12 protein-coding genes are annotated in these 14455 nt (G+C 67.7%); 7 read left to right on the top strand and 5 right to left on the bottom strand.

All coding sequences use genetic code 11. From position 1 onward, the window contains the following. Nucleotides 1-490: 490 nt before the first annotated feature. Nucleotides 491-1822: an exodeoxyribonuclease VII large subunit gene (gene xseA, locus AC5P9L_RS14800; protein WP_114618889.1), complete on the bottom strand. Its 1332-nt coding sequence runs from the start codon at nucleotides 1820-1822 to the stop codon at nucleotides 491-493. Between the two features lie 44 nt (nucleotides 1823-1866). Next, complete coding sequence (gene queG, locus AC5P9L_RS14795) at nucleotides 1867-2937, bottom strand: tRNA epoxyqueuosine(34) reductase QueG (RefSeq protein ID WP_262101545.1); 1071 nt, start codon at nucleotides 2935-2937, stop codon at nucleotides 1867-1869. Between the two features lie 23 nt (nucleotides 2938-2960). On the opposite strand from queG, the gene AC5P9L_RS14790 reads away from it, so the two are divergent. The 6 genes from AC5P9L_RS14790 (at nucleotide 2961) to AC5P9L_RS14765 (ending at nucleotide 10538) form a co-directional block, all read left to right on the top strand. Further along, nucleotides 2961-4445: an NAD(P)H-hydrate dehydratase gene (locus AC5P9L_RS14790; protein WP_262101546.1), complete on the top strand. Its 1485-nt coding sequence runs from the start codon at nucleotides 2961-2963 to the stop codon at nucleotides 4443-4445. Next, complete coding sequence (gene tsaE, locus AC5P9L_RS14785; protein WP_076739846.1) at nucleotides 4442-4924, top strand: tRNA (adenosine(37)-N6)-threonylcarbamoyltransferase complex ATPase subunit type 1 TsaE; 483 nt, start codon at nucleotides 4442-4444, stop codon at nucleotides 4922-4924. Before AC5P9L_RS14790 ends, tsaE begins: the two co-directional genes overlap by 4 nt. 82 nt (nucleotides 4925-5006) lie before the next feature. Further along, nucleotides 5007-6569 (top strand): N-acetylmuramoyl-L-alanine amidase, encoded by a 1563-nt coding sequence (locus AC5P9L_RS14780; RefSeq protein WP_099606064.1) that lies wholly within the window; start codon nucleotides 5007-5009, stop codon nucleotides 6567-6569. A 165-nt stretch (nucleotides 6570-6734) separates the two neighbouring features. Then, nucleotides 6735-8639: a DNA mismatch repair endonuclease MutL gene (mutL, locus tag AC5P9L_RS14775; protein WP_100438766.1), complete on the top strand. Its 1905-nt coding sequence runs from the start codon at nucleotides 6735-6737 to the stop codon at nucleotides 8637-8639. A gap of 11 nt (nucleotides 8640-8650) precedes the next feature. Next, the gene (locus AC5P9L_RS14770) at nucleotides 8651-9580 is read left to right on the top strand and encodes a DUF1684 domain-containing protein (protein WP_012480845.1); all 930 of its coding nucleotides are present in this window, start codon (nucleotides 8651-8653) and stop codon (nucleotides 9578-9580) included. 1 nt (nucleotide 9581) lies between these two features. Further along, nucleotides 9582-10538: a TraB/GumN family protein gene (locus AC5P9L_RS14765; protein ID WP_262101547.1), complete on the top strand. Its 957-nt coding sequence runs from the start codon at nucleotides 9582-9584 to the stop codon at nucleotides 10536-10538. A 72-nt stretch (nucleotides 10539-10610) separates the two neighbouring features. On the opposite strand, the gene phaR is transcribed toward AC5P9L_RS14765, so the two are convergent. From phaR to gluQRS, 3 genes are all read right to left on the bottom strand, one after another. Beyond that, nucleotides 10611-11138, bottom strand: a complete 528-nt coding sequence (phaR, locus tag AC5P9L_RS14760; protein WP_005410391.1) for a polyhydroxyalkanoate synthesis repressor PhaR — start codon at nucleotides 11136-11138, stop codon at nucleotides 10611-10613. 194 nt (nucleotides 11139-11332) lie between these two features. Continuing rightward, nucleotides 11333-12073 (bottom strand): acetoacetyl-CoA reductase, encoded by a 741-nt coding sequence (phbB, locus tag AC5P9L_RS14755; protein ID WP_005410389.1) that lies wholly within the window; start codon nucleotides 12071-12073, stop codon nucleotides 11333-11335. Continuing rightward, the gene (gluQRS, locus tag AC5P9L_RS14750; RefSeq protein WP_262101548.1) at nucleotides 12070-13011 is read right to left on the bottom strand and encodes a tRNA glutamyl-Q(34) synthetase GluQRS; all 942 of its coding nucleotides are present in this window, start codon (nucleotides 13009-13011) and stop codon (nucleotides 12070-12072) included. The genes phbB and gluQRS overlap by 4 nt, the downstream gene beginning before the upstream one ends. A 93-nt stretch (nucleotides 13012-13104) precedes the next feature. On the opposite strand from gluQRS, the gene htpX reads away from it, so the two are divergent. Further along, complete coding sequence (gene htpX, locus AC5P9L_RS14745; protein WP_005410387.1) at nucleotides 13105-13971, top strand: protease HtpX; 867 nt, start codon at nucleotides 13105-13107, stop codon at nucleotides 13969-13971. Nucleotides 13972-14455: the final 484 nt, after the last annotated feature.

Below are 14455 nucleotides of genomic sequence, written 5' to 3'. Positions count from 1 at the left end.
CCATGTAAGCTCGGTCGCCGCATCCATGCGGCTCACGCCCCCGCAACCGGACCCACCCCGCCTTCGACAGATTCTCGCGATCTGTCGGAATGGCGTGGGGTCAGATCCGTTTTCCGCAGGAAAACGGATCTGACCCCGAATTGATTCGATATCTGAAAGAGATTCATCCACGCATGGCGTGGATCTACCGACCGTCATCGGGACATTGTCGAGGGTGGGGCGGTGTGGCTGTGCAGGACCGTTGGCGCCATGGATGGCGCCATCGAGCCCCCAGGGGTGAGGGCGCTTCGTTTGCGAAGCACTGCTTCGCAAGCGCCCGAACGCACAGCCGCCAGCGGCTGGGCCGGACCGCGGAGCGGGGTTTACGGCGTGTCCTGCACAGCCACACCGCCCCGCCAAACCATCAGCAATCCAGAGCCGCTTTGGCTGTTGCTTCGGCCGTTGCTTGAAGCCTCTGCAGGTGCAGGGCGCAGCCCTGCCGAGCAACCCTCTACTTGACCTGCACGTCGATCACGCCGTCGCCAACGCGGGCCTGCAGCGCGTCACCGGGCTGCACCTGGTTGACCTTCCGTACCAGCGTGCCATCGTCAGTGCGGGTCAGGATGCTGTAGCCACGGGCCACGGTGGCCAACGGGCTGACCGCTTCCAGTGAACGCGCCAGTCCGCGCAGTCGCAGTGCATCGCGCTCCAGCAGGCGCTGCATCGCTGCCTGCGGCCGCCCGCGCAGGGCGGTCAGGCGGCGCTGCATCGCGTCGAGCTGGCGTTGCGGATGGTGCCCGCGCAGTACCGCGGCCGCATGGCGCAGGCGTGCGGCACGGCGCTCCTGCTGCTGGTTGAAGACCGCATGCAGGCGCCGGCCCAGATCGAGCTGACGGCGGCGCAACAGGTCCAGCCGCGCCTGCGGGCTCTGTGCGTTCAGGCGCAGCAGGGCGCGGTCGGCACGCTGCATCGCCTGCTGCATCGCATGCCGTTGCAGCTGCACCATGCGCGCGGCCGTACGGCGCAGGCGCAGGGCCAGTTCGCGCTGGTCCGGTACCAGCAGCTCGGCTGCCACCGACGGCGTTGGTGCGCGCAGGTCGGCGGCAAAATCGCTGAGGCTGAAGTCGGTTTCATGGCCCACCGCCGACACTACCGGGGTGCGGCTGGCGGCGATCGCGCGGGCCAGTGCTTCATCGTTGAAGGCCCACAGGTCTTCCAGTGAACCGCCGCCACGGGTCAGCAGGATCACGTCGTAGCGGCCACTGGCATCGGCGGCCTGCAGCAGGCGGGTGATCTGTGCAGCGGCGCTGCTGCCCTGCACCAAGGTCGGCAGCAGGTCCACTTCCAGCAGCGGGAAGCGGCGGCCGAGCACGCTCAGCACGTCGCGCACGGCGGCGCCGGTGGGCGAGGTGATCACCGCCAGGCGCTGCACGTGCGCCGGCAACGGCCGCTTGCGTGCCGGGTCGAACAGGCCTTCGGCTTCCAGGCGTGCCTTCAGCTCTTCGAACGCGCGGCGCAGCGCGCCTTCGCCGGCTTCCTCCATATGGTCCAGCACCATCTGGTACTCGCCACGGGCGTCGTACAGGGTCACCTTGCCGCGCACCAGCACGCGCATGCCTTCGCGCGGCACGAACTTCAGGTACTGCGCCTTCATCCGGAACATTGCCGCGCGCAGCTGCGCACGTGCATCCTTCAGGGTCAAATACAGATGCCCGGAGGCGGGACGCGCCACGCTGCCCAGTTCGGCCTCGACCCAGATCGCCGGGAAGCTGCCTTCCAGCAGGTCGCGGGCCAGGGTGTTGAGCTGGCTGGGGGTGAGGATGTCGTTGTTGCGTGGCTGCATGGGAACGGCGTGCTGCGGGCGGAACGGGGGCTCAGGATCGCACGTCAGCGCACCCTGTGCTGGTCCAGCGCCCATTGCACGTGTTCGCGCACCAGCGGCGAGGGATCATCGACGCGGGTATGCAACGCGGCCAACGCTTCGGCCGAGGACGGTGCATTGCCCAGTGCCACGGCGATGTTGCGCAGCCAGCGTTCATGGCCGCTGCGCCGGATCGGGCTGCCTTCGGTACGGCGCAGGAATTCAGCTTCGTCCCAGGCAAACAGCTGGTCCAGACGGGCAGTGTCGAGGTTGTTGCGCGCGCGGAAATCGGCTTCGTCGGTACGCTTGGCGAACTTGTTCCAGGGGCAGACCAGCTGGCAGTCGTCACAGCCGTAGATGCGGTTGCCGATCAACGGCCGCATGTCTTCGGGGATGGCACCGTCGTGCTCGATGGTCAGGTAGGAAATACAGCGCCGCGCGTCCAGCCGCTGCGGGCCGGTGATGGCCTGGGTCGGGCAGACATCGATGCAGCGTGTGCAGGTGCCGCAGTGTGCCGTGGCCGGTGCATCGATCGGCAGCGGGATATCGATGTAGATCTCGCCGATGAAGAACCAGGAGCCGCCATGGCGGTCGATCAGGCAGGTGTGCTTGCCGATCCAGCCCAGGCCGGCATTGCGCGCCAGTGCGCGTTCCAGCACGGGCGCCGAATCGACGAACACGCGGTAGCCCAGCGGTGCCACTTCATCGTTGATCTGCGTGGCCAGCTTCTGCAGGCGGTTGCGCATCAGCTTGTGGTAGTCGCGGCCCAAGGCGTAACGGGCCACGTAGGCGCGGCCCGGGTCGGCCAGGGTTGCCCAGGCTTCGGTGTCGTCCTTGTGGCTGTAGTCCATGCCCACCGAGATCACCCGTACGGTGCCGGGCAGCAGCTCGGCCGGGCGCGCGCGCAGGGTGCCGTGGCGCGCCATCCAGTCCATCGTGCCGTACAGGCCCTGGCCCAGCCAGGCGGCCAGGTGCGCCTCATCCTCGCCCAGCTCGATGCCGGCGACACCGCAGCGCTGGAAGCCATGCGCACGCGCAAGTTCGCGGATGCGCTGCACGGCCTGGGCCGGATCGACAGGGATGGGGGCGGGGGACATGTGCACCAGTATAAAATCCTTGCATGGCCAACCTTGCCGATCTTTTCGATTCCGCTGCCGCGCGTGCGCTTGATGCGCAGGCCTCGGCGCTGGCCGCCGAGAGTGGTTGGGGCCTGATGGCGCAGGCCGGCCAGGCCGCCTGGCAGTGCCTGCTGCAGCATTGGCCGCAGGCGCAGCGGATCGGCGTGGTGGTCGGAGCAGGCAACAACGGTGGCGACGGCCTGGTGCTGGCCCGCCATGCACGGAAGGCCGGGCGCGCGGTGACGGTGATCGCCTTGCCGGGCAAGCCACCGGCGACGTCGCTGGCACAGCGTGCAGCATCGGAGTTCACGTCCGACGGCGGCACCATCACCGATTTCGACGGCGCGCTGCCCGAGGCCGATATCTGGGTTGATGCCCTGTTCGGTCTGGGCTTCGATCGCGCGCCGGAAGGCGTGGCGCAGGCACTGATTGCCGCCCTCAACGCGCAGACGGCACCGGTTCTGGCGCTGGACGTCCCCAGTGGCGTCGATGCCGACCGGGGCGCCTTACCGGGCGAGGCGGTGAAGGCTGCTTTGACCTTGCAGTTCATCGTGCCGCATCGCGGGCTGTATACCGGCGATGCGCTGGATCATTGCGGGCGGAAGGCGTTGGCGCCGCTGCAGCTACCCACGGCAGCATGGCAGGGCGTGTCACCCGCCGCAGAGCACTGGACCCAGGCTCGCTTGCCGGCACTGCTGCCGCCGCGTCGTGCCAATACCCACAAGGGCGAATCCGGGCACGTGCTGTGCGTCGGCGGCAACCATGGCAGCGGTGGGGCCATCGCGATGGCGGCCGAAGCGGCACTGCGTGCCGGCGCGGGATTGTTGAGCCTGGCCACCCGGCGCGATCACGTCGGCCCGTTGCTGGCCCGGCTTCCCGAGGCGATGACCCATGCGCTTGAAGATGGCGATGTGCTGCCGGCGCTGCTGGACAAGGCCAGGGTGGTGGCGATCGGCCCCGGCCTGGGCCAGGACGAATGGGCATGCGCAATGTTTGCGCAGGTGCTGGACAGCGACAAACCGCTGGTGGTTGATGCCGATGCGCTGAATCTGCTGGCGCAGGATCCGCGCGCGCTGCCGGAGGCGATCCTTACGCCACATCCGGGCGAGGCCGCGCGCCTGCTCGACTGCAGTACCACTGATATCCAGGCCGATCGCTACCGCTGTGCGCAGGCGTTGGCCGAGCGATTCCACGCCGTGGTGGTGCTGAAGGGCGCGGGCAGCATCGTGACGGCGCCCGGGCAGGTGCCACGGCTGATTGCTGCAGGCAACCCCGGCATGGCCGTGGGGGGCATGGGCGACCTGCTCACCGGCATCATTGCCAGCCTGCGCGCGCAGGGCCTGGCCGCCTTCGACGCTGCCGCCGCTGGCGCACTGCTGCACGCGCTCGCCGGCGACGCTGCGGCCGCCGACGGCGCGCGCGGCATGCTTCCCACTGATCTGCTGGTGCCGCTGCGGCAACTGGCCAACCCGGAACGCTCTTCATGACTGAATTCTTCCTTGCCGACAGCGATGCCACCGAACTGCTCGGGCAGTGGCTGGCGGCGACCCGACCGCCGCAGGCGCTGATCGAACTGCGCGGTGACCTCGGCGCCGGCAAATCCACCACCGCACGCGCGCTGCTGCGCGCACTGGGCGTGCAGGGCGCCATCCGCAGCCCCACTTACACCCTGGTCGAGCGCTATCCGCTTGCCAGCGGTGGCGAGGCCTGGCACCTGGACCTGTACCGGATCGGCCAGGCCGGCGAACTCGATTTCCTGGGCCTGGACGAGGGCAGTGCGGTGTTGTGGCTGGTGGAATGGCCGGAACGCGGCGCTGGCGCGCTGCCGCCGACCGACCTGGTGGTGGCGTTGGAGATCGAGGGGCAGGGGCGTCGCGCCCGTCTCACCGGAGCCAGCGACGTCGGACATGAGTGGCTGAAGCGGCTTCCCCGAGGGGGCGACTTGCAGGCCATTTCTGTCGGCTGACGAGAACAAAGACCGGCAGGTTACGGATTATTAAGGAAAAAGGTGTTGCATTCCGTTCAGCGCGGTGATTGAATCCTGAGCCATGCGCCCGGGGAACCGTCTCATCGCTATCTGTGCCGCCGTCGGACTGGGTCTGGCGAGCGTCAGTGCGTGGGCCGGTGAAGTCCGCCAGGTCCTGCTGAATACCGGCGCCACCGGCACCCGTGCCGAGATCTCGCTGGTCGGCAGTGGCGGCTACAAGACGCTTTCTCTGGCCGGTCCGAACCGCCTGGTGGTCGACTTCCCTGACTCCAGCGCCATACGCAACCTGAAGATGCCGGCTGCGCAGGGCGTGGTTACGGCGGTGCGTACCGGACAGCCGGTGCCGGGGACCTTCCGTGTCGTTTTCGACCTCGCTGAATCGGTGGCGCCGTTCCGCCCGCAGATGCAGCGCGAGGGCAATGAATCCAAGCTGGTGATCGAATGGCCGGGCGATGGCCCGGCCGTGGCCGCCAGCCGTCCGGCAGCGACACCGGCGGTGCAGCCGCAGGCACCGGTGGCGACGCCCGGGCCGACCCCGGCTGAAAGCGCACAGTCGCGTTCAGATGCCGCACGTGCGACCGCACTGCTGACCGCGCAGGTGCGGCAGCAGGCCAGTGCCACTGCCGCCACACCGGCCACGCCGACCCCGGCGCCGTCCACCGCGCCGGCCCAGGTTGCGGCGGCCGGTACCGTGGCCAGCAGCTCACCTTCTTCCTCGCCGGCCGCGATCCTGGCCGGCCAGCGCACCGCCGCCGTGGTGACCACGCCGCCGGCTACCGTGCCTGCACCGGCGCCGACGCCGGTGGAACCGCCGCGCCCGGCCATGCCCAGCGATGCCTCGCGCATCCGCATGCAGGCCGGCATGCGTCATCTGGTGGTCGCCATCGATCCCGGCCACGGTGGCCAGGATCCCGGCGCGATCGGCCCGACCGGCAAGCGCGAAAAGGATGTCACCCTGGCGGTGGCGCGTGAGCTGGCCCGCCAGGTCAATGCGACGCCGGGCCTGAAGGCCTATCTGACCCGCGACAGCGACGTGTTCATCCCGCTGCCGATGCGTGCGCAGAAGGCACGTGCAAACAAGGCCGACATCTTCATTTCGATCCATGCCGACGCGGCCGAAAACCGTTCGGCCACTGGTTCGTCGGTATACGTGCTGTCGACCAAGGGCGCCTCTTCGCAGCGCGCCCGCTGGCTGGCGGACAAGGAAAACGCGGCCGACCTGGTGGGTGGCGTGCGCCTGCAGCAGACCGAAGGCACGCTTGCCAACGTGCTGCTGGACCTTGCCCAGAGCGGTTACATGAAGGCGTCTGAAGATGCCGCCGGCCACGTGCTGGGCGGCCTGAAGCGGATCGGCAACAACCACAAGCCGAACATCGAACGTGCGAACTTCGCCGTGCTGCGCACCTCGGACATGCCGGCGATGCTGGTGGAAACCGCGTTCATCTCCAACCCGGACGAAGAGCGCCGCCTGATCGACCCGGCCTACCAGCGCAAGATCGCCGGCGCCGTGCTCGATGGCGTGCACACCTTCTTCAGCCGCCAGCCACCGCCGGGTACGCTGTACGCAGCCCGTGCCCAGGCCGAGATCGACGCTGCCGGGACCATGGCCGGCGGCAGCAAATAACCCGCCGGAGGCAGGTTACTGCTTTCTGTAGCGTCGACTGTCAGTCGACTACGCGCGCAGCGCGGGGTTTTCGCCGCCCGGCGGAGGGCAGTCGACTGACAGTCGACTCTACACGGGGCGGCTCCGCTATCATCAACCCATGAAGTCTGCTGCCCATCCTCTCCCATGAGCGCGCCCGGACCGCGCCCGATCCGGCCGTTGCCGGAAATCCTGATCAACCAGATCGCCGCCGGCGAAGTGGTCGAACGTCCTGCGTCGGTGGTCAAGGAGCTGGTCGAGAACGCGATCGATGCCGGTGCCAGCCGCGTTGATATCGATCTTGAAGAGGGTGGTGTCCGCCTGATCCGCATCCGCGACAATGGCAGTGGTATCGCGCCGGAACAGCTGCCGCTGGCGGTCTCGCGCCACGCCACCAGCAAGATCGCCGATCTGGACGACCTCGAATCGGTGGCCACGCTCGGTTTCCGTGGCGAAGCGCTGCCGTCGATCGCCTCGGTCAGCCGCTTTACCCTGTCCTCGCGTCGCGCACATGACGAACACGGTTCGGCACTGCAGATCGAAGGCGGCAAGATCGGCGAAGTGACGCCACGTGCGCATGCACCCGGCACCACGGTGGAAGTGCGCGAGCTGTTCTACAACGTACCGGCGCGGCGCAAGTTCCTGCGCGCCGAGCGTACCGAACTGGGGCATATCGAAGAGTGGTTGCGTTCGCTGGCGCTTGCGCGACCGGATGTCGAGCTGCGCGTGTCGCACAACGGCAAGGCCTCGCGCCGCTACAAGCCGGGCGATCTGTATTCCGATGCGCGCCTGGCCGAAACGCTGGGCGAGGATTTCGCCAACCAGGCCGTGCGCGTCGACCACAGTGGTGCCGGCCTGCGCCTGCACGGCTGGATCGCGCAGCCGCATTATTCGCGCGCCAGCGCCGACCAGCAGTACCTGTACGTCAACGGCCGTTCGGTGCGCGACCGCAGCGTCGCCCATGCGGTGAAGATGGCTTACGGCGATGTGCTGTACCACGGCCGCCAGCCAGCCTATGTGCTGTTCCTCGAGCTCGACCCGACCCGCGTTGACGTCAACGTGCACCCGGCCAAGCACGAGGTTCGCTTCCGTGATTCGCGGCTGGTGCACGATTTCGTCTACCGCACGCTGAAGGACGCGCTGGCTGATACCCGCGCCGGCATGTCGGCGCAGGAGATCGGTGCGGGTCCGGTGCATCCGGTGGACGCCGCTGCTGTACCGATGGCATCGAGCGCGGGCGCATCGGGTTTCGGGCTGGTGCGTGGGCCTGCGCCCGGTGCCGGCTCGGGCAGCGGTGGTGGTGGTTTTTCCGGCTGGCGCCCGCAGCAGCCCCTTGGGCTGCAGGTGGCCGATGCACCGGCGGCCTATGCCGCGCTGTATGCCGCACCGGCCGGTGCCGAACGCGGTGCTGCGCTGCCGCCGATGCCGACCGAGAACGGACTGCCGGTGACCAGTGCCGACGCCGGCGTACCGCCGCTGGGCTACGCGATCGCGCAACTGCACGGCATCTACATCCTGGCCGAGAACGCAGAAGGCCTGATCGTGGTCGACATGCATGCCGCGCACGAGCGCATCGGCTACGAGCGCCTGAAGAACGCGCACGATGGTATCGGCCTGCAGTCGCAGCCGCTGCTGGTGCCGATCACACTCGCCGTGGGCGAGCGCGAAGCCGACACCGCCGAAAGTGAAGCCGAAACGTTGGCGGCGCTCGGCTTCGAGGTGACCCGTGCCGGCCCCGGATCGCTGCACGTGCGCAGTATTCCAGCGCTGTTGGCGCATGCCGAACCGGAGGGGCTGCTGCGCGATGTGCTGACCGACCTGCGCGAGCACGGCCAGAGCCGCCGCGTGGCCAGCGCACGTGACGAACTGCTGTCGACCATGGCCTGTCACGGTGCGGTGCGTGCCAACCGGCGCCTGACCGTGCCGGAAATGAACGCGCTGCTGCGCGACATGGAAATCACCGAACGGTCTGGCCAGTGCAACCACGGCCGGCCGACCTGGGCCCGTTTTTCGCTGGCGGAGATCGACCGCTGGTTCCTGCGCGGACGTTGAGGGGAGCATCGATGCGTTATCGGGGAATGGGCGGCCTGCTGGCCGCCTTGCTGTTGGCCGCGTGCAGTCCGGCAACACCGCCGGCGCCGAAGGTTACCGAAGATCCGGCCTATGCGGCCGCGCAGCAGCAATGGCGGGTGGCCCGCTACCAGGACCTGACCCGGCCCGATGGCTGGACGGCCCTGGTCGGCCTGCACTGGCTGCAGAACAAATCACACTTCGTCGGCAGTGGTGCCACCAACGGCATCCGCCTGACGGTTGGCCCGGACAAGCTGGGCCTGCTGCGTCGCGAGGGCAGCCAGTGGTGGTTCACGCCCGAAGCCGGTGTGGATGTCAGCCATGATGGCCAGCCGGTGCGCGGCCGCATCCGCATCGACACCGACAAGGATCCGCAGCCAACCCTGTTGGCCTTCGACGGTGGCAAGGGCCAGCTCAGCATCATCCGGCGCGGGCCGCGCGATGCGCTGCGGGTCAAGCATGCCGATGCGCCGGCGCGCCGTGATTTCGCCGGCCTGGAGTACTGGCCGGGTGGCCCGGACTGGCAGGTGCAGGCACGCTTCATCCCGCATCCGGTGGGCAAGACCCTGCCCATTGTCGACATCACCGGCCTGACCACCGAGATGCCCAATGCGGGCGCGGTCGAATTCGAACGCGACGGCCGCACATGGCGGCTGGAGGCGATCGGAGCCACCGGGCAGCCGCTGTTCCTGATCTTTGCCGACCGCACCAGTGGCCGCGGCAGTTATCCGGCCGGGCGCTACCTGGATACCGATGCGCCGGCAGCCGACGGCACGCTACGCATCGATTTCAATCATGCCTACAACCCGCCGTGTGCATTCACCGCGTATGCCACGTGCCCGCTGGCGCCGCCGGAAAACCGGCTGGACCTGCGCATGGAAGCGGGCGAGAAGGCCTACCACCTGTCTGAAGGAGAGGGCTGAGATGCCGTTGAAGGGACTGTTCCGTGCAACGCTGCTGATGGCAGCGTTTGCAATCGCACCGCTGGCACTGGCGCGCAATGCACCGGCCACCGACGCCGCGGCCACGGCGGCGGCCAAGCCGCCGGTGCCGCTGCTGTGGAAGGTGACCGGCCCGGGTGATTCACGCGTATACCTGCTTGGATCATTCCACCTGTTGAAACCGCAGGACTACCCGCTGTCGCCCGATGTCGAGCAGGCCTTCGAGGCCTCGCAGCGGGTCGTGTTCGAACTGTCACCGGAGGACATGCAGTCGCCGCAGCTGGCCAGCCGCATGGTGCAGGCTGCCGTGCGCACCGATGGCAGCGAGCTCAAGCGCGATCTCGACGCGGCCACCTGGCAGAAGCTGCAGGCGTTCGCATCCGAGAACAAGCTTCCGTTGGCACAGATGCAGGGCATGAAGCCCTGGTTCGTCGGCCTGAGCATTTCGGTCGGGCAGATGCAGAAGATGGGCCTGGACCCGGCGTGGGGCCTGGACCGTCATTTCATGGAGCGCGCGCAGAAGACCGGCCGCAGGACCGCTGGGTTGGAAGACATCGATACCCAGATCGGCATGCTCGACGGCATGACCGTGCAGGAGCAGCGACAGATGCTGTCCGAGGCGCTGGATCAGGCGGGCAAGGGCGATGAGCAGGCGCGCCAGCTGCATGATGCCTGGCGGCGAGGCGATGAGCGCGTGTTGTGGACGAAGATGGCCGCGGAAATGCGCCAGCAGTACCCGCAGCTTTACCAGCGCATCAACACCGGGCGCAACGATGCGTGGGTACCGAAGCTGCTGCCGTACCTGCAGGCCGGGCAGGGTGGCACGCTGGTGGTGGTCGGTACGCTGCACCTTCTGGGCGGTGACGGCGTGGTCGAGAAGCTGAAGGCGAAGGGCTACAAGGTCGAACGCGTATGCACGGGGTGCAAAGCGAAACGTTGATGCTCCCCCGGGGCACAAAACAAGGCGGCGCGCCATTGGGCGCGCCGTTTTCGTATCCGCCGGTACATCGGCTCAGCGGCGGGTCTTGCCGCCGGTGCCGGTACCGGGTTCGTTGGGCTTGTTGCCGGTGCCGGTACCGGTGCCACCCGGTCGCGGACCACCGAAACCGGTGCCCATGCTGCGCTGGAATTCCTGCCACAGCTCCAGGTTGCGCTCAGTCAGCTGGTTCATCATCGCCCACGGGGTCTGGCCCAGCAGGTTGCCCATCTGCTGGCGGAACTGCTGCTGCTGGTCGAGGAAGACCTGCATGCTGCGCTCCAGGTAGTTGCCCATGAAGCCCTGCAGGGAATCGCCGTAGAAGCGGATCAGCTGGCTCAGCAGCTGGGTGGACAGCATCGGTTCGCCGTCCTGTTCCTGGTCGGCGATGATCTGCAGCAGGACCGAACGGGTGAGGTCGTCGCCGCTCTTGGCGTCACGGACTTCGAAGTCTTCACCGTCCAGGATCAGCTGGCGCACGTCCTCGATGGTGATGTAGCTGGAGATCTCGGTGTCGTAGAGACGGCGGTTCGGATACTTCTTGATGATGCGGGTCGCAGCCATTGAAGCGGTCACTCGTCACAGTAGATGCGAAGCATGGCGCAGTGCAGCAGCCGTTGCAACCGCCTCAGCCCCCGCCAGGCTTGGCTTTCACAGGGGATCATGTTGCGCAACAAGGGTTTGCGTGCTGCGCAGCATGACCATCGGCAGGGGCGGCGGGTGTGCGCCGCCGAGGCCGCCGCGGCCGCCGGCGCGGCTTACCAACCCATATGGTGGCCGCCATTGATGTCCAGGTTGCTGCCGGTGATCCACGAGGCTTCCTCCGCCACCAGGAAGGACACGCCGTAAGCGATTTCCTCCGGCTTGCCGAGGCGCCCGGTGGGAATGTCGGCGACGATCTTGGCGCGCACTTCCTCCGGCACCGCCATCACCATGTCGGTGGCCACGTATCCGGGCGAAATGGTGTTGACGGTGATGCCGAAGCCGGCGTTCTCGCGTGCCAGCGAGATGGTGAAGCCGTGCATGCCGGCCTTGGCCGCCGCGTAGTTGGCCTGGCCGTACTGGCCCTTCAGGCCGTTGATCGAACTGATCTGGATGACCCGGCCCCAGCCGCGGCGGCGCATGCCCTCGATGACCGGGCGGGTGACGTTGAACACCGAATTGAGGTTGGTGTTGATCACATCGTGCCACTGGTCCGCGCGCATGCGATGGAACGTGGTGTCGCGGGTGATGCCCGCGTTGTTGACCAGGATCTCGACCGGGCCCAGCTCGGCCTCGACGGCGCGCACCAGCGCTTCGGCGCTGCCTGGATCGGAGACATCGCCCGGGAAGATCGACACGCTGTAGCCGCGTTCGGTCATTGCCTGCTGCCAGGCGCGGGCCTTGGCCTCGTCGCGGTAGTTGGTGGCGACCCGGTGGCCCTGGTCGGCCAGGCGTTGGCAGATGGCGGTGCCGATGCCGCCGGTTCCGCCGGTGACCAGTGCGACGCGAGATGTCATGGAGTGTTGTCCGGGTGTCGGGTGGGGGAAGGGGGATTCTGCAACATCGGCGCGGAAAGTGCGCCGGCTGGCAACAGGATGTCGGTCCGCGGCAGTCGTGCCGGGTCGAAGGCCTGCCGAGCGGTGGCCAGCAGCGTATCCAGGTCGTGCGCAGGTTCCAGCGCCCCAGGTGCCTGGCCGAGCAGCTTCCAGAGCTGGCGCAGCACGGGCAGCGGGTGCGAACTGTCCACCGGCAGCGCCGCCAGCGACTTGGACAGTTTGTGGCCCGGCGCATCCAGCAGCAGCGGCAGGTGCCAGTAGCGCGGCACCGCCAGCCCCAATGCCTGCTGCAGCAGGATCTGCCGCGCGGTGGAGTCGAGCAGGTCGGCGCCGCGCACCACTTCGGTCACTCCTTGTACGGCGTCATCGACCACCACCGCCAACTGGTAGGCCCAGCAGCCATCGGCGCGGCGCAGCACGAAGTCGCCGACTTCGGCGTGCACGTCCTGCTGCTGCGGGCCGCGCAGGCCATCGTCGAAGTGCACGATGCTGCCCGGTGGCACGCGGAAGCGGACGGCAGGGTCCGGTCGAGGTTGCCGGGCGATGCAACGATGGTGGATGCCGCCGTTGGCGGCCAGGTCGCTGCGGCTGCAGTGGCAGACAAAGGCCTGGTCGCTGGCCAGCAGCACGTCCAGCGCGGCCTGGTAGGCCTCGCCGCGGGTGCTCTGCCAGAGGATCGGGCCATCGTGGACCAGGCCGAACGCTGCCAGCGCCCGCAGCTGTGACTCGGCGGCGCCGGGCACGGTGCGTGGTGGATCGACGTCTTCGATGCGCAGCCGCCACAGGCCGCCGTTATGTCGCGCGAGCAGCCAGCTGCCGAAGGCGGCGAGCAGGGATCCGGGATGGAGCAGGCCGGTCGGCGAGGGCGCGAAACGACCGCAGGGAATAGGGGAGGTCATGCTGGCTGAATCGTCGGTCAGGTTGGCGCTTGAATTCAAGCTGACCACACCGCAAATTGACCGGTATCGACCCCTTCCGAGCCGGATTTTCCCATGTTTACCCGCATTGCCCTGTTCCTGGCGACCAACTTCGCGGTCCTGATTCTCGCCAGCATCGTGATGTCGTTGCTCGGGGTCAATCCAAGCCAGATGAGCGGCCTGCTGGTCATGGCCGCGATCTTCGGCTTCGGTGGCTCCTTCATCTCGCTGCTGCTCTCCAAGTGGATGGCCAAGCGCTCCACCGGTGCGGTGGTGATCACCGAGCCGCGCAACCAGACCGAGCGCTGGCTGCTGGCCACCGTCGAGCGCCAGGCCAAGGCGGCCGGTATCGGCATGCCCGAAGTAGCGGTGTACGAAGGCCCGGAGATCAACGCCTTCGCCACTGGCGCCAACCGCAACAACGCGCTGGTGGCGGTGTCCACCGGCCTGCTGCACAACATGAGCGAAGACGAGGCCGAAGCGGTGCTGGGCCACGAGATCGCCCACGTCGCCAACGGTGACATGATCACCATGGCGCTGCTGCAGGGCGTGCTGAACACCTTCGTGATCGTGCTGGCCCGCGTGGTCGGCGGCATCATCGACAGCGCGCTGTCGGGTAACCGCGAAGGCGGCGGCCGTGGCTTCGCCTATTACATCATCGTGTTCGTGCTGGAGATGGTGTTCGGCCTGTTCGCCACCATGATCTCGATGTGGTTCTCGCGCCACCGCGAGTTCCGCGCCGACGCCGGCGGTGCCTCGCTGGCCGGCCGCCAGAAGATGATCGCCGCGTTGGAGCGGCTGCAGCTGAACCACGGCCAGAGCACGCTGCCGACCCAGATTGCCGCTTTCGGTATTGCTGGTTCGACGGCGAAGAAGCTGTTCATGAGCCATCCGCCGCTGGAAGAGCGCATCGCCGCGCTGCGGGCGTCGACGGTGGCGTGAGCTTTCACTTGTAAAGCAGTGCAGGAACGCCTGGCCTCGCGCCGGGCGTTTTTGTTTTGCGCGCGCACGCATTGGTGGCGCCAGGCGATGCCTAGGATCATTTCCGCGACCGCGGAGGGGTGTCACTTTCTTTGCGCGCAAAGAAAGTAACCAAAGAAACGCTCCGCCGGTCGCGAGCCGTCGCTACGCGCCGGTACCCTGCGCTTCTCGGTGAATCAGGGGGCGGCGCCGAACTCGCTGCGCTCAAACACCGGCGCCTCTCCGCCCCTGATTCCCCTGCGATGCTCGGCTCGCTCAAGGCGGACTGGAAGTCAAGTTCAACGGCAAAAGCATCCACGCGTGACGTGGATCTTATCTCTTGCCAATCTGGCACCTTGGGTGCCGAGAGCCCGGCGTGGGCGACCGTGTGGATCCAGGTCTTGCGACCGAGAAGTAGCTTGGGTCCCCACGCCGGATTCTCCCTGAACCGCCCGAACAGTTGGTT

Source organism: Stenotrophomonas sp. YJH_SMC_64, assembly GCF_059371375.1.
The sequence above is the reverse complement of the archived record's forward strand: the minus strand, read 5'-3'. Positions and strand labels throughout refer to the sequence as shown.

What these genes read in the sequence shown, in the direction of transcription:
- xseA (WP_114618889.1), bottom strand. Translation starts at nt 1,822, where the DNA reads ATGCAGCCACGCAACAACGACATCCTCACCCCCAGCCAGCTCAACACC.
- queG (WP_262101545.1), bottom strand. Translation starts at nt 2,937, where the DNA reads ATGTCCCCCGCCCCCATCCCTGTCGATCCGGCCCAGGCCGTGCAGCGC.
- AC5P9L_RS14790 (WP_262101546.1), top strand. Translation starts at nt 2,961, where the DNA reads ATGGCCAACCTTGCCGATCTTTTCGATTCCGCTGCCGCGCGTGCGCTT.
- tsaE (WP_076739846.1), top strand. Translation starts at nt 4,442, where the DNA reads ATGACTGAATTCTTCCTTGCCGACAGCGATGCCACCGAACTGCTCGGG.
- AC5P9L_RS14780 (WP_099606064.1), top strand. Translation starts at nt 5,007, where the DNA reads ATGCGCCCGGGGAACCGTCTCATCGCTATCTGTGCCGCCGTCGGACTG.
- mutL (WP_100438766.1), top strand. Translation starts at nt 6,735, where the DNA reads ATGAGCGCGCCCGGACCGCGCCCGATCCGGCCGTTGCCGGAAATCCTG.
- AC5P9L_RS14770 (WP_012480845.1), top strand. Translation starts at nt 8,651, where the DNA reads ATGCGTTATCGGGGAATGGGCGGCCTGCTGGCCGCCTTGCTGTTGGCC.
- AC5P9L_RS14765 (WP_262101547.1), top strand. Translation starts at nt 9,582, where the DNA reads ATGCCGTTGAAGGGACTGTTCCGTGCAACGCTGCTGATGGCAGCGTTT.
- phaR (WP_005410391.1), bottom strand. Translation starts at nt 11,138, where the DNA reads ATGGCTGCGACCCGCATCATCAAGAAGTATCCGAACCGCCGTCTCTAC.
- phbB (WP_005410389.1), bottom strand. Translation starts at nt 12,073, where the DNA reads ATGACATCTCGCGTCGCACTGGTCACCGGCGGAACCGGCGGCATCGGC.
- gluQRS (WP_262101548.1), bottom strand. Translation starts at nt 13,011, where the DNA reads ATGACCTCCCCTATTCCCTGCGGTCGTTTCGCGCCCTCGCCGACCGGC.
- htpX (WP_005410387.1), top strand. Translation starts at nt 13,105, where the DNA reads ATGTTTACCCGCATTGCCCTGTTCCTGGCGACCAACTTCGCGGTCCTG.